We start from the raw sequence: 13624 nt of genomic DNA, 5'->3' as shown, positions 1-13624 counted from the left end.
ACAGGAAGCGGAGGCCCTTCGTGCAGCAAGCTTCGAGAGGATCCCCGCACCGCCAGCGACACCCCCTCCCCCCGCTCCTGCACCACGTCACCGAGGACGGCCCCGGTCATGATCCTTCTCCGCACCCACGCCAACCGCTGGACCGCGCGCGCCCGCCGCAGCGGTGTCGTCCTCGGCATCATCACCCTGGTCTCCGATCTCCCCCGCCCGGCCTACCGGACGGTCCGCCTCGACGCGACGAGCGGTGAGCGCGTCCTGCTCCGCGACACCGCCGAGCTCGAGGAGGCCTTCGCCGTGCTCCTCGCCGGGCTCGAGCGCTCGCGCATCGCGGCCTCAGCACCCCCGGCCGAGTCAGCACCCCCCTGCGCCCCCGTCGACGCGCCCGTCGCAGTCGAGGACGACCTCGAGGAAGCCGCCTGACCCGACGGCTTCCTCGCTGCGAGTGCCTCATCGCGACTCAGGTGCAGAGCTCTCCACCCGCCCCCTTCACACTCGACGTGTCGGATCGACGTACCGTGACACCTCGACCGGCGGATCCGTCCGCGGGAGATCCCGCGGGCCGATGACGCGTCGGAGCAGGGCCGGCCTGCGCGACCGGAGCAGAGCGCGGCGCCACCGCGGATCGGTGCGGGCCCGGAGGCGGGGGTCGAGCGGGCGGAAGCCTCCCGTGATCCGCTCCTCGATCAGCACGACCGTCGCGGTCGAGAGGTGCAGTCTCCGGGCCGGCTCCCTCTCCGGGTGCTGATGCCCGGCGCGCGTGCGGAGCTGCTGCTCCAGCTGCTCCGGGTCTGCGGACCACCAGGTGCTGACGCCGACGCGTCCGTCGGGAAGAGGGAAGCGCTCGGTGATGCGGTACGGGAGGCCGTGCTCGGTCATGCAGTAGTGCCTTTCGAGAAGAGGGATCGGGGAGCCCGGGCCGCGCTGCGGCGGCCCGGGCTCCGGTTCACGAGGTGCGGGTCGAGCGACGCCGCAGTGCGGTCAGGGCGCCGCCGGCCAGGAGCAGAGCGCCGGCTCCGGCCGCGAGAGGCCCGGCCGCCGCTCCCGTCGAGGCGAGGACCGTCGGCACGAGTCCGACCGGGGGCACCGCCACGTGGGCGCAGCTGGCTCCGCCGTCGTCCGCGCACGGCTGCAGGACGGTCGTCGGATCGAAGCCCTCCGGGACCTCGGTCAGGAGCGCCCGGTTGGGGATGGTCCACGCGTCCACGCCGTCGGCGACCCGGCCGGTCACGGTGAAGGTCGTCGACGCTCCCGGTGCCAGCGACAGGTTCTCGACAGTCAGGTCGGACGAGGCCGGGCCCCCGTCCTGGGAGATCGTGACGTCGCTCAGGTGCGCGAGCTCGGGGACGTCGGTGAGGGTCACCCCGTCCGCCGGCCGAGCGCCCTCGTTCGCGACCACGATCCGGAACCCGGCGCGCCCGCCGTGGTCGACCCGGTCCTCGATCGCCGTCTTCTCGATCGAGAGCCGGCCCTCGACGGGCGGCACCGGGATCTCGGCGCAGGACGACGTCGCATCGTCCACGCAGGCGTTCTCGACCGTCGGCGGGTCGAAGCCGTCGGGCTGGTGGGTGATCGAGACGCGGTTGGGCAGGGTCGCCGCGTCGTACCCGTCGGCGACCCGGCCGCTGACGTGCAGCGACATCCGGCCGCCGGCGGGGATGTCGAGACCCGTGACGGGTTCCGTGGCCGGCTGCGTTCCTCCGGCGCCGTTCTCGATGGTCGCCTCGAGCAGGTGGTCGAGCGTCGGGACGTCGGTCACCGTCACGTCCGTCGCGTCGACCGACCCGGTGTTGGCCACGACGATGTCGAAGCCGGCCGTGCCGCCGTGCTCGGCGCTCGCCTGGGACGCGGTCTTCCGGATCAGGAGCGACCCCTCGCCGACGTCGTGCGGGACGGTGGCGCAGGGGTTCGCGTCGGTCCCCGTGCCGGACGAGGCGGGAGCGAAGGGCGCATCGGCGAGGCAGGCCGTGTTCGTCAGCGCGCGGTCCCCCTCGCCCGTCACGATCACGTCGAAGGTCAGCTCGGCAGTCGCTCCGACCGGCAGGCTGCCGGCCGCCCAGGAGATGCGCCCCGTCTCCGCGTCGATCGTGGCCGTGCCCTGCGAGGCGCGGAGGGAGCCGGCGTCGAGCTCGGCGTCGTCGAGCACACCCTTGTCGAGGTAGTCGATGACGGCGGCGTCGGAGTAGTCCCCGGTCCCGTCCGAGGTCAGCGTCATCCGGTAGGGCACGCGGGCGCCGCGGAGCAGCGGAATGGCGGAGTCGACCGACGAGGTCTTCGCGATGGTCACGTGCGGCGCGAGCGGGTCGAGGCGTGCGACCGCGACCGCGCCGTCCGAGCCGAACGCCCAGTCGTCGATCGCCCGCAGGTCGCCGTAGGAGCCGTGCACCGAGTCGTTGGCGTTGGGGACGCGGCCCTGTCCGGAGTCGTCGCCCTCCCAGCGGTGCACTCCGCCCGACGAGTCGGTACCGCCGTCGCCGGACGTCGCCGCGGAGGTTCCGGAGTACCGCTCCGAGTTCGATCCGGCGAGGAGCGAGTCGTCCCAGTGCACCGTCGACGGGTCGCCGCCGCCGCCGGTCGACCGCACCACGGACACGCCGCCGGCGGACGTCTCGGCGTCGACGCGCGTGAAGTGGAACTCGTTCGTGCGGCCGACGGCGGCACGGAAGGTGACGTCGGGGTCGGTCACGTCGACCGCCCCTCCCTTCGCGTCCCGTCCGTCCCAGTCGACCGAGAAGGGACCGGTCGTCCCCGCGATCCGGGTGAGGTGCACGTCGCGATCGCCGTCGTAGGAGCCGTCCCCGTCCACGTCGACGTCCATGACGACGGTGCCCGGCTGGGTCCCGAGGACGCCGGTCAGCGTGCCCTCGTCGGAGCCCGCGGACGACCGGCGGAAGGCGAGACCCTCGATCGTCGGTGCGCGATAGGCCGGAGCGATCGACTCCGGCAGGTCGGACGACGGCGGGTCGAGGAAGAGCTTGTAGGTCTGCAGGCCGTCGATTCCGGAGCGTCCGGACGCCTGCACGTACTGCGCCCCGATGCCGCCCGCCTCGCTCGACTGCGGCATGGGGACCGAGAGGTAGGACGGGTCGGACGACCCGACCTTCACGTTGCCCTTGTTCGTGGCCTGGACCGTCGAGGCGACCCCGTCGTAACCGCGCAGCCCGAGCTCGTAGCGGGCACCCGTCTCGGTGACGGCGTGGAGCGTGAAGGAGGAGCGCCGCTCCTCGGGCGAGGAGTAGGACTGGATCGCATAGGAGTTCGACCAGACCCGGCCGGCCACCGCCGCGCCTCGCGCATCCTGGACGCCGATGCTCCAGACGAGGTTCACCGGAGCCGTCACGTCGTCGTCGGACACCCTGATCTGGAAGACGCCGGTCTCGTCCGCCGTGAACGCCCCGCCCGCGGACACCGACGGCGCCGCTCCCGGCGCGAAGTCCTGCTCGTCGAGGACGGCTCCGCCGGGAGCGGTCACCCGCGCGGTACCGCCACCGGTCTCGCCCTCGCCGGTCCCCGAGCCCGCCTTGAGCGGGTGCAGGTCCACCCGGAGCGTCTCGCCCTTCTGGACCCAGGCCGAGACGGTCGTCACTCCGGCGTTCGTCGCACCCCCCTGCAGGAGGGTGTTCTCGATCGTCGTGTGCGGACCGTCTGCGGCGAAGGCCGGCGGCGGCGCGAGGCCTCCACCCAGCAGCCCGCTCACGAGCACGCAGCCCGCCGTCGTGCCGACCAGCGCTCGCGCCGTCCGCGCTCGGGGTCGTCCGCGCTCGTCCCGCCCCGACTGTTCCGTTCGACTCATCCGATGTCCTCTCTTCTGCCGACCGAGCGCACAGCGTCGGCGGCGACCGTTCAGCCCCACGGAAGGAGAGTATTGCTCGGTTCGACGTCCCCGTGGTCGGGACGGGTGCATCCGTGGAGAACGGCGCGAGATGAGCGCTGTGGAGGAGGAAACGGCGCGCGAGAAGAGCCGGTCGCGCTCTCGACGGGTGATCGTGGAACCTGCGAGGAGTGACCTCGAACGCGGGCGCGGACTGATCGCGGATGCGGGCGGTAGACGGTCGGCGCTGCCGACGGCGCGACGAGGACGCGTCCTGCGGGGCGGAGGACGGCCGTTCCGTCGCCCTGCCGACGCCGACAGCCAGTGGATTCCGCGACCGTTAAAACGAGAACGGCCCGCCGAAGCGGGCCGTTCTGCTCTGTCTCAACCAGAGTGCGCCCGGAGGGATTCGAACCCCCAACCTTCTGATCCGTAGTCAGATGCTCTATCCGTTGAGCTACGGGCGCAGTCCATCGCGTGACCCAGAGGCGCACGCAACGAGGTACGACTATACATGCCGGGAGCCCCCTCCGCGAATCGGCGGCGGCGGTGCCGAGGGCTCCCTCCCGGGACGCCGCCGCAGCGCCGAGACGTCCCCTCCTCCGCGGAGCCTCGGAACGCGCCGCGGAGCCTCCCGGCGGGCGGACGCCGCCGCATCCCCGCACGGCGTAGCGTGGGCTCATGGAGGCTGCCGCGATCGAGCTCGTGGGCTTCGTCGTCTCTCCGCTGCACCGCTACGAGGGCCGCCCCGCCGACGGCCCGGTCCCGTCCGAGGGCAACGAGCAGCCCGAGCGGATCGAGATCCGCGCCGGCCTCGGCATCGTCGGCGACCGCTTCTTCGCCCAGCGCGCGCACCGGCCCGCGGCGATCACGCTCTTCGCGGTCGAGACCCTCGAGCACATCGCCGTCGAGCTCGGCGCAGGGCCCTTCGACCCCGCCGACACCCGCCGCAACATCATCGTCCGCGGCGCCGACGTCGACGCGCTCGCCGGCCGCACCTTCGCGATCGAGCAGGGCGGGGAGCGGATCGAGTTCCAGGGCGGACGACCGGCCAACCCCTGCGCCTGGATGGACGTCGTGCTCGCCCCCGGGGCGTTCCGGGCGATGCGGAGGCGCGGCGGCGTCCGGACCGCTCCCCTGACGAACGGCGTCCTCCACACCGGGCCGGCCCGTCTGATCCTCCACAGGGCGGACGACATGCTGATCTGAGCCCGGCGGCGAGCGCTTAGGCTCGCAGCGACCGACTCCCCCGATCGAAGGAGGCCCTGTGCTCCGCCCGAGCGACCTCCTCCCCACCCTCGCCACCACCCTGAGGCGCGGGGTCCGCGACGTCTTCGCGACCACGCGCTCCCGAGGGCGGGATCCGCACCGCCGCACCCGCAGCACCGATGTCTCGGTCCAGCGCGTGCACCACCGCGACGTCTGGGCGCGGGTGAGCACCGTGGGGCGCGACGGAGAGCGCACGTTCGTCCTCGTGCCGGGGATCGGAGTCGCGGCCACCTACTTCGAGCGCCTCGCGCCCGCGCTCAACGAGTTCGGCCCGGTGCACGCTCTCGATCTGCCGGGCTTCGGCGGCGTGCCGCACCCGATCGACGCGCGGCGCATGGACATCGGCGACTACGCCGAGCTGGTCGGCGCCGTCATCGACGAGCTGGACCTCGACGATCCCGTCGTCCTCGGCCACTCGATGGGGACCCAGGTGGTGGCCGAGCTCGCTGCGCGCCGCCCCGAGCTCACCACCATCGTCCTGCTCGGACCGGTGATGAACCGGCACGAGCGCCGCCTCCCGACCGCCGCGCTCCGCTTCGCCCAGTCGAGCGTCCGGGAGCCGCTCAAGGTCGCGATCCTCGCGGCGGGCGCCTACCTCCTCTGCGGTCCGCGCTGGTTCTCCCGCGTGCTGCCCGAGATGATGCACTACCGGATCGAGGAGACCGTCCCCCGGATCCGCGCGTCCGCCCTCGTCATCCGCGGCGAGTTCGACCGGCTCGTGCCGCGCGAGTGGGCGGAGGAGATCGCCCGGTCGATGCCGCACGCGCGGGCCTGGGAGATCCCCGACGCCTCCCACTCCGTGATGCACGCGCACGCGGAGGAGGTCGCGCGCCTCTGCGTCGAGCACGCCCGCGCCCCGCAGCCCGACCGGGACGAAGCCGCCCTCCGCCGCTACCCCGACTCGGAGGTCGACCACTCCGAGGAGGACGCGCCCACCGAGGATCCGATCGGCGCCCTCCGGGGCCGCATCACCGAGCTGGCCGGGATCCTCGTGGACGACGACTCCCTCATCGCCGAGGGCAAGACCCTCCACGCCGAGGCGAGCGACCCCGATGCGCTGCACCAGGCCGCTCCCGATCCGGGCGAGGGCGAGCTCGTCGAGGGCGGCGGATCGAGGAAGGACGGCGAGCAGGACGACTGATCACCCCGGACCAGCACGCCCCGCACGTCCGGTGCCGCGAGACGCCGAGCCCCCGCGAGAACAGCCCTCTCGCCGACGCCCCTCGGCGCCCGCCCGTCAGGACTCCGCGCCGACGATCTCCTCGCGGATGCGCCGCAGGTCCTCGGCGAGCGCCCCCAGCAGGATCCAGTGCTGCGGGTGCGGAGTCGCGATCACGAGCGGCGCGGTGAGAGCGGGCAGCTCGTCCGTGATCGCCTCCGGCTCGGGAACGTCGACCGAGGACTGCACGAGGAGCCGTAGATCGTGGGCGGCCCGGTGCAGCTGGACCGCGATGTCGGCGATCGTCGGCTCCCCGACGAGCTCGTCGTCGTAGAGGTCGTGCACGGTCCGCGTCATGCCGCGGACCCGGGTCACGATGCGCCCCAGCCGCGGGACGACGGAGTCGAGGGCCAGCAGCCGGTCGCGGTGGGCGGAGCGGCGCGGGTTGAGTCGGAGGGACTCCTCGCCGGTCGCGATCGCCTCCTCCGCCTTGCTCTGCATGGTCTGCAGCAGCCGGGCGTTGATCAGCAGCTCGTCGAGCCGGCGTCGCGGGACGGGGGCCTGGAGGGCGTCGCCGAGGTCGTCGAGTGCGGCCGCGAGCTGGGCGGTGAGATCTCCGATCGCCCTCTCGGCCGGCGCCAGCACGACCGGAGGGACGATGAGCACGTTGATGACGACTCCCACGGCCGCGCCCAGCAGGGTCTCGAGGATCCGGTCGAGGGCGTAGTTCGGCGTGACCGCGCCCACCGAGAGCACGAGCATCGCGCTGATCGGGATCTGCACCGCGGAGGCGGGGGTCAGGCGCACGGCCCACCCGACGGCGATCGCGGCAACGATCGCGAGGAGCACGATGATGCTCTCGCCGCCGAGCACCGTGCCGATCACGGATCCGACGATCACGCCGATGATGACGCCGACCGAGCGCTCGAGGGCCTTGGAGAACGACTGGTTGATGCTCGGCGCGACGACGAGGAGTGCCGCGATCGCGCCGAAGACGGGCAGCGTCCCCGGGAAGACGACGGCAGCCAGGAGCCACGTGACGACCGTGGCCGCCGCCGTCTTGACCAGCTGCAGCACCGGCGGCCGCGTCGGCACGGTGAAGCTCGAGGTCAGGCGCATGGGACCACGGTAGCGAGCGCCCACCGCCTCGCGGTCACCGTGCGGGTCACCGGCTCGCGGCCGCCTCGACGCTCGCGAGCACCGCGCGGAGCGAGCGCGACGCCTCCGCCCGCAGATCGGCGGGCACCCCCGAGAGCAGCGCCCGCTCGGCGTCGAGCACCTCGGGGAAGGCCCGGTCGACCAGCTCCTCCCCCTCGGGAGTCAGCGTGACGAGCGAGCCGCGCCCGTCCGCCGGGTTGGCGGAGCGCCGTACCAGGCCCCGCCGCTCCAGCGAGTGCACGCGCTTGGTGATCGCTGGCGCGGAGGCGAGGGCGATCGTCCGGAGGGTCGTCGGCGACTGCGGAGTGCCGGCGCGACGCAGCGTGGAGAGCACGTCGAACTCGCCGCGGGTCAGCCCGTGGGCGGCGAGCAGCTCCTCCGTCGCCCGCACGATCAGCGCGGAGGCGCGGATCACCCGCCCGAGGACATCGACGGCGGAGGTGTCGAGCTCGGGTCGCAGCACCGCCCAGCCCGCCCTGATCTCGTCGACCGCGTCGCCCGGCTGGCTTTCAGAGTGATTCACGCGTAAAGTATATCTGCTTCACCCGTGAACCACTTCTCCGGCCGCCGCCGCTCGGACCCCGATCAGAGGACCCGATGGCCACCACCCCCGTTCTGCCCCACCCCCGCGATCTCCTCGCCTTCGGCCCGCACGCCGACGCCCACCGCGTCGCCCTGCGCGCCGGCGTCTCGATCGCCGTCCCCCTGCTCGTCCTCTGGGCGCTCGGCCGCACCGATCTCGCCCTCTACGCGACCTTCGGCGCCTTCACGGCCCTCTACGGTCGCCAGCACACCCACCGGCCGCGCCTGCTGATGCAGCTGTCGGCCGCCGCGTTCCTCGTCGCGACCGTGACCCTCGGCACCGTCGTCTCCCTCTCCCCTCACCGCGACTGGCTGATCATCCCTGTGGTGGTCGCCGTGACCGTCGCCGCCGTCTACCTCAGCGACGCCCTGCACTGGCACCCGCCCGGGCCGCTTTTCCCCGTGTTCGCCGTCACCGCCTGCGCATCCGTTCCCTCCGAGCCCTCGCGCATCCCGCTCGCCTTCGCCCTGGCCGCGGGCTCCGCCGCCTTCTCCCTCGTCGTCGGCCTGAGCGGACTCGCCCTTCCGCGCGCCCGTCGCCTCGCCCCGACGCCGTGGCGCGCCTCCTTCCGCGCTGCCGCCGCCCGCCCTGCGACCCGAGCGGCCCTGCTCCGCTTCGGCGCCGTCGTCCTGGTAGCGGGCGTCATCCCGACCGCGACCGGCCTCGGTCATCCCTACTGGGCGATGGTCTCCGCCGTCGCCGCCGTCTCGGGAGCGGACGCCGGCGCCCGCCTCGTGCGCGCCGGCCACCGGATGCTCGGCACGATCGTCGGTGTCCTGATCGCGGCCGGGCTCCTGGCACTGCCGCTCTCCCCGCTCGCGGTGATCGTGGTGGTGGTGCTCCTCCAGATGACCGCCGAGCTCGTCGTCGGCCGCAACTACGGCCTGACCCTCGCCTTCGTCACTCCGCTCGCGATCCTCATGGTCGAGCTCGCGCACCCCGTCGACGAGCTCGTGCTGCTGCGCGACCGGGCGCTCGAGACCGCGCTGGGCGTGCTCGTCGGAGTCGTGGCGACGCTCCTGACCCACGCCGCGTCGCAGCGCTCCCGCTCCTAGGCTCAGGAGCATGGACCGCACGACCGCCGCCGTGCTCGCCGAGATCACGGCGGCGGTCGCTGAGGTGCGCGACGTCGCGCGGGCTCAGGACGACACGTCGCGTACCCGTGCCGCCGACTGGCTCGACGGACTGTTCGCCGGAGTGACGACCCACCGGGACCTCCGGGCAGCGGCCGCCGAGGCGCTCGGCCTCTGGGGCGGCGCGGGCTCCTTCTCGGACGTCGGCTCGGCCGAAGCCGACCACGCCGTCGGGCGGCTGTACCGGGCCCTGCGCGCCTGCCGCTCCTGGCTGCTCCGCGCGGGCTGACCCGCTTGTCGCGACCGCCGAGGAGGAAGGGCCCGGCTCCTGTGGTCCGTTCGACCAGCAGCGGGACGATCGAGCCGGTAAAGTTTACCGCCCGAACAAGCAGCGTGGTAAATTTACCAGCGTGCGAGGTGCTCTGAGCAATCCCTTCCAGCCCGGCTCCGATGTCGTGCCCGCCGTCTGGGCGGGTCGCGTCCGGCAACTCAGCGACTGGCGCGACGTTCTGCGTCCCCGGCTGTCCAGTGGGCTCTTCGAGCGCGGTCGGACGATCCTCGGCGAACCGGGTCTGGGCAAGTCGACCCTCGTGCGACGCATCGCAGCCGACGCGGCGGCTCGCGGAGACCTGGTCACTCCTCAGATCCGCATCGCGCTGGGCACGGACGTGATCAAGCGACTCGCGAGCGAGTGCCTGAACCTCGCCGACAAGGCAGGGATCTCAGCACGGGCGGAGAAGAGGATCGCGACTCTGCTCGCTCGGGTGCAGTCGATAGCCGTCAGCGGGTACTCGCTCGCTCTCCGAGAATCGCAGGAGGGCCAAGAGCCTCACACAGCTCTGTCGGACCTCCTCGTCGAGATCGGCCGCAAGGCGATCGAGATCGACAGGGTCGTTCTGATCCATCTCGACGAGATCCAGAACATCACCGACGAGAAGCAGCTCTCGCAGGTGCTGATCGCGCTCGGGGACGTGATCACCCACGAGGTCGAGGTGGAGGCGCCCGGCGGCCTGCTGATCACCCGGTCGCTTCCGATCGCGGTGTATCTGACGGGCCTGCCGGAGTTCGAGGATTCGACCGCGCGGAAGGGCGCGACCTTCACCCGCCGCTTCGAGACCACGGTGCTGGCTCCGATCGACGACGACGACCTGCGAAGTGCGCTGCGTCCATTCATCACCGACGGGTGGGAGGTGACGAACGACGAGGGCGGCTTCAGCCGGATCCGCATGGCCCCCGATGCGGCCGAGACGATCATCCATCTCTGCCAGGGTGAGCCCTTCCTCTTCCAGCTCGCCGGCCAGCGGGCGTGGTACGCGGGTACGGGAGAGCTGATCACCCGGAGCGAGGTCCTCGACGGGTGGACGGCGGCGGAACAGGAGGCGACCGCCCATGTGGAGCGCATCCTCGACCGTCTTCCGCAGCGCGAGCGCGAATTCCTCGAAGCGATGGCCGGACTGCCGGTCGAGGAGAGGACCCTGTCCACGATCGCGAACGGCGCGGGATTCGCGAAAGCCACCGACGCCGGCACCACGTCGCAGCGGCTGGACCGCGTGCGCGGGATCATCAGGCGCGGCCCCCGATACCGCTTCCGGCATCGCGCCGTCGAGGCGTTCTTGACGACGGACTGGCCTGCGGTCGGCGGTTCCTGAGCAGGCCCGCTCGAGGAAGCGGCGGGAGTCGACGTCCGTCGGATCGCGCCCGCGGACCGACGGACGTCGGAGCCCCGCCGACCGCGAACGACTGAGGCCCCCTACTTCCGCAGAAGTAGAGGGCCTCACAGTGGCGGTACCGGTGGGATTTGAACCCACGGTGGACGCAAGCCCACACATGTTTTCGAGACATGCTCCTTCGGCCGCTCGGACACGGTACCGGGGTCGAGTGTACGCGACGGCCGGAAGTCGCGCCAATCGAGCGGACGGACCGCGGTCAGGCGGGGAGGAGGAAGCCGAGCACGCGGTCCCACTCCGGGATCGCGAGCAGGTGTCCGCGGCCGGCCACCACCTCGAGTCGGGAGTCGGGCAGGCGAGCGGCGTACCACTCGGCGTGGCGGCGGCCGGCCACCGCGTCCTCGGCGCCGTAGAGGAGGAGCGCTGGCGGCTCGGCGGACTCGACGGCGAAGCCCCAGTCCTGCACGCCGTAGCCGATGAGATCGGCGGCCATGCCGAGCGTGCCCTGGGCGACGGCGCGCTCGAACATGCGCGAGAGGCGCTCGCGGACGCCGGGGGTCTCGAGCACCGCGGCGTCGGCGTCGCCGGAGCCGAGCATCCCGAGCAGGGCGTCGGGGGCGGGCGTCGGACCGAAGGCGCCCCCGAGGGTGCGGGTGAGCGAGCGGACGGCCTCGTCGAGCGGGAGGGTCGCGAGGCGGGCGAGCTCGGTGCGGTTCTCGTCGCCCACCCACGGCACGGCGTCGTCGGGAGCGGGCGTGCCGATCACGGCGACGCGCTCCACGAGACCGGGGTAGTTCGCGGCGAGCGCGAGGGCCACTCGACCTCCCGCCGACCAGCCGGCGGCGCTGACGGAGGCGATGCCGACGGTCGCGAGGTACTCGGCGATGTCGGCGGCGGCCTGCTCGGGGCTGGCTCCGACGCCCGCTCCGGCGGGGTCGAGGTCGGTCAGGAGGGAGGAGGCGCCGTAGCCCGGGCGGTCGAACGAGAGCAGGCGCACGCCGTGGCGCGTGGTCGCCTCCGGGTCGGGGTCGAAGTCCGAGGAGCCGGGAGCGGGATGCGCCAGGACGACGACCCGCTCGGCGCCCTCGATGCCGGACCAGCTGACGCCGATCGAGCGGCCGGACTTGAGGACGTGCACTGTCGAGGACATGCCCCCAGTCTCCCGCAGACGTCCGACGCCGACCGGGCGGCGCTCGGGGCGGAGCCGTCTTCCGTGGCGCGATCCGCCGCCTGCGCTCCTCCGCGTCGACGCTCCTCCACAGCCGGCCTCCACGAGACCTCTCCCCCGCCTGGCGCGCCCCGCTCCCGTCGTCGGTGGTGGGCGGTACTGTCGAAGACACGTTCGAACGAGCGACGGTGTCGGGGGTCCCCCGTAGCGTCGCGCTCGTCTCCCTCCTCCGCCCCGAAAGGACCTCATGGCCTCCTCGAAGACGCGCACCGCCCCCTACCGCTGCTCGGAGTGCGGATGGATGACCGCGAAGTGGGTCGGCCGCTGCGGCGAGTGCCAGCAGTGGGGCTCCGTGATCGAGAGCACCGAGCGCACGGGCCTCGTCCGCGCGGTCGCCGCGGTGGCTCCGGCCGCCGGCCGCATCGCTCGGCCCATCACCGAGATCGAGACCACGTCGGCGGCGCACCGCCCCACCGGCGTCGGCGAGCTCGACCGCGTGCTCGGCGGCGGGATCGTCTCCGGCGCGGTCGTGCTGCTCTCGGGAGAGCCCGGCGTGGGCAAGTCGACCCTCCTGCTCGAGGTCGCGAGCCGGGCCGCGGCCGAGGGCCAGCGGGTCCTCTACGTCAGCGCGGAGGAGTCGGCCGCGCAGGTCCGCATGCGGGCCGAGCGCACCGGCGCGATGCACGACAGCCTCTTCCTCGCGGCCGAGACCGACCTCGCCACTGTCCTCGGTCAGATCGACGAGGTCCGACCGGACCTGCTCATCGTCGACTCGGTGCAGACGGTCGCGAGCGACACCGTCGACCGCCTGCCCGGCGGTCCCAGCCAGGTCCGCGAAGTCGCCGCGACCCTCATCCGCGTCTGCAAGGAGCGGGCACTCCCCCTCGTGCTCGTCGGACACGTCACGAAGGACGGCTCCATCGCGGGGCCGCGCCTGCTCGAGCACCTGGTCGACGTGGTCTGCCACTTCGAGGGCGACCGGCAGACGGCGCTGCGCTTCGTCCGCTCCCTCAAGAACCGCTTCGGCCCGACGGACGAGGTGGGCTGCTTCGAGATGACCGCCGAGGGCATCGCCGAGATCCCCGACCCGAGCGGTCTGTTCCTCAGCCGCACGCGCTTCCCCACCCCGGGCATCTGCGTCACCGTCGCGATGGAGGGGCGCCGCGCGCTCCCCGTCGAGATCCAGGCGCTCGTGATCGCGAACGACGGCGAGCACCCCCGCCGCGTCACGAACGGAGTCGACGCGTCCCGGGTCGCGATGATCCTCGCGGTCCTCGAGCGCCAGGCGGGCATCCCCCTGCGGCGCTGCGACGTCTACGTGTCGACCGTCGGTGGCGTGAAGCTCATGGAGCCGGCGGCGGACCTGGCGATCGCGGTCGCCATCGCCTCCGCCCACGCCTACACGCCGCTGCGGCCCGGGATCGCCGCGTTCGGCGAGATCAGCCTCTCAGGAGACATCCGGCCCGCCTCCGGAGCGAAGCAGCGCGCCTCCGAGGCGACCCGCCTCGGGCACTCCTCGCACCTCGACTCCAGCGCCTTCACCCTCTCGAGCGCGATCACCCACGCGCTCGTCCCCGTGCCCGAGCGCATCCGTCCGGAGCGGGTCCCGCCGCTCTGCCGCAGCCACCTCCGGACTGGACGCCGCCCCGCCGCACTGCTCCGGAAGACGGCGAAGGCGCCCGCCGCCGGGCTCCTGGACGCCGCGGTCCGCGGCCTCGTGCGCATCGAGGAGACGGGGG

Annotated in this window: 12 protein-coding genes and 2 tRNA genes; 7 read left to right on the top strand and 7 right to left on the bottom strand. The window is 73.0% G+C overall.

Annotated features, from left to right (window positions below):
• The first annotated feature begins 108 nt into the window (after window positions 1–108).
• The gene (locus C5D44_RS04195; RefSeq protein WP_104280933.1) at window positions 109–420 is read left to right on the top strand and encodes a hypothetical protein; all 312 of its coding nucleotides are present in this window, start codon (window positions 109–111) and stop codon (window positions 418–420) included.
• A gap of 66 nt (window positions 421–486) precedes the next feature.
• Here the strand turns inward: C5D44_RS04195 and C5D44_RS04190 are convergent, their stop codons facing one another.
• The 3 genes from C5D44_RS04190 to C5D44_RS04180 all read right to left on the bottom strand — a co-directional run bounded on the left by C5D44_RS04190 (window position 487) and on the right by C5D44_RS04180 (window position 4275).
• Entirely contained in the window at window positions 487–876 is a 390-nt protein-coding gene (locus C5D44_RS04190; protein WP_104280932.1) for a hypothetical protein, read from the bottom strand.
• A gap of 67 nt (window positions 877–943) precedes the next feature.
• On the bottom strand, window positions 944–3790 hold the full coding sequence (locus C5D44_RS04185; protein WP_146087971.1) for a DUF11 domain-containing protein: 2847 nt from the start codon (window positions 3788–3790) through the stop codon (window positions 944–946).
• Window positions 3791–4202: 412 nt separating this feature from the next.
• Window positions 4203–4275 (bottom strand) — tRNA-Arg (locus C5D44_RS04180).
• 214 nt (window positions 4276–4489) lie between these two features.
• Here C5D44_RS04180 and C5D44_RS04175 point away from each other — a divergent pair.
• The gene (locus C5D44_RS04175; RefSeq protein ID WP_104277276.1) at window positions 4490–5017 is read left to right on the top strand and encodes an MOSC domain-containing protein; all 528 of its coding nucleotides are present in this window, start codon (window positions 4490–4492) and stop codon (window positions 5015–5017) included.
• A 58-nt stretch (window positions 5018–5075) separates the two neighbouring features.
• Window positions 5076–6218 (top strand): alpha/beta fold hydrolase, encoded by a 1143-nt coding sequence (locus tag C5D44_RS04170; RefSeq protein WP_104280930.1) that lies wholly within the window; start codon window positions 5076–5078, stop codon window positions 6216–6218.
• Between the two features lie 96 nt (window positions 6219–6314).
• On the opposite strand, the gene C5D44_RS04165 is transcribed toward C5D44_RS04170, so the two are convergent.
• Both C5D44_RS04165 and C5D44_RS04160 read right to left on the bottom strand, forming a co-directional pair.
• Window positions 6315–7355 carry an aromatic acid exporter family protein gene (locus C5D44_RS04165; protein ID WP_104280929.1) on the bottom strand — a complete coding sequence of 347 codons (1041 nt, stop codon included), beginning with the start codon at window positions 7353–7355 and terminating at the stop codon, window positions 6315–6317.
• A 46-nt stretch (window positions 7356–7401) separates the two neighbouring features.
• Complete coding sequence (locus C5D44_RS04160; RefSeq protein WP_104280928.1) at window positions 7402–7917, bottom strand: MarR family winged helix-turn-helix transcriptional regulator; 516 nt, start codon at window positions 7915–7917, stop codon at window positions 7402–7404.
• A gap of 74 nt (window positions 7918–7991) precedes the next feature.
• Between C5D44_RS04160 and C5D44_RS04155 the strand changes: the two genes are divergently transcribed.
• The 3 genes from C5D44_RS04155 to C5D44_RS04145 all read left to right on the top strand — a co-directional run bounded on the left by C5D44_RS04155 (window position 7992) and on the right by C5D44_RS04145 (window position 10699).
• Window positions 7992–9032 carry an FUSC family protein gene (locus tag C5D44_RS04155; protein WP_104280927.1) on the top strand — a complete coding sequence of 347 codons (1041 nt, stop codon included), beginning with the start codon at window positions 7992–7994 and terminating at the stop codon, window positions 9030–9032.
• Window positions 9033–9042: 10 nt separating this feature from the next.
• Window positions 9043–9339, top strand: a complete 297-nt coding sequence (locus tag C5D44_RS04150) for a hypothetical protein (RefSeq protein ID WP_104280926.1) — start codon at window positions 9043–9045, stop codon at window positions 9337–9339.
• A 121-nt stretch (window positions 9340–9460) separates the two neighbouring features.
• Complete coding sequence (locus C5D44_RS04145; protein WP_104280925.1) at window positions 9461–10699, top strand: AAA family ATPase; 1239 nt, start codon at window positions 9461–9463, stop codon at window positions 10697–10699.
• Window positions 10700–10830: 131 nt separating this feature from the next.
• Here C5D44_RS04145 and C5D44_RS04140 read toward each other — a convergent pair.
• Both C5D44_RS04140 and C5D44_RS04135 read right to left on the bottom strand, forming a co-directional pair.
• Window positions 10831–10920, bottom strand: a tRNA-Ser gene (locus tag C5D44_RS04140).
• A gap of 56 nt (window positions 10921–10976) precedes the next feature.
• Window positions 10977–11867 (bottom strand): alpha/beta fold hydrolase, encoded by an 891-nt coding sequence (locus C5D44_RS04135; RefSeq protein WP_181118442.1) that lies wholly within the window; start codon window positions 11865–11867, stop codon window positions 10977–10979.
• A gap of 265 nt (window positions 11868–12132) precedes the next feature.
• Between C5D44_RS04135 and radA the strand changes: the two genes are divergently transcribed.
• Window positions 12133–13624, top strand: a 1492-nt coding sequence (gene radA, locus C5D44_RS04130) for a DNA repair protein RadA (RefSeq protein ID WP_104280923.1), incomplete at its 3' end; no start/stop codon positions are given.

The organism is Rathayibacter sp. AY1B5 (assembly GCF_002932795.1).
Classification (GTDB): Bacteria; Actinomycetota; Actinomycetes; order Actinomycetales; family Microbacteriaceae; genus Rathayibacter.
The sequence above is the reverse complement of the archived record's forward strand: the minus strand, read 5'-3'. Positions and strand labels throughout refer to the sequence as shown.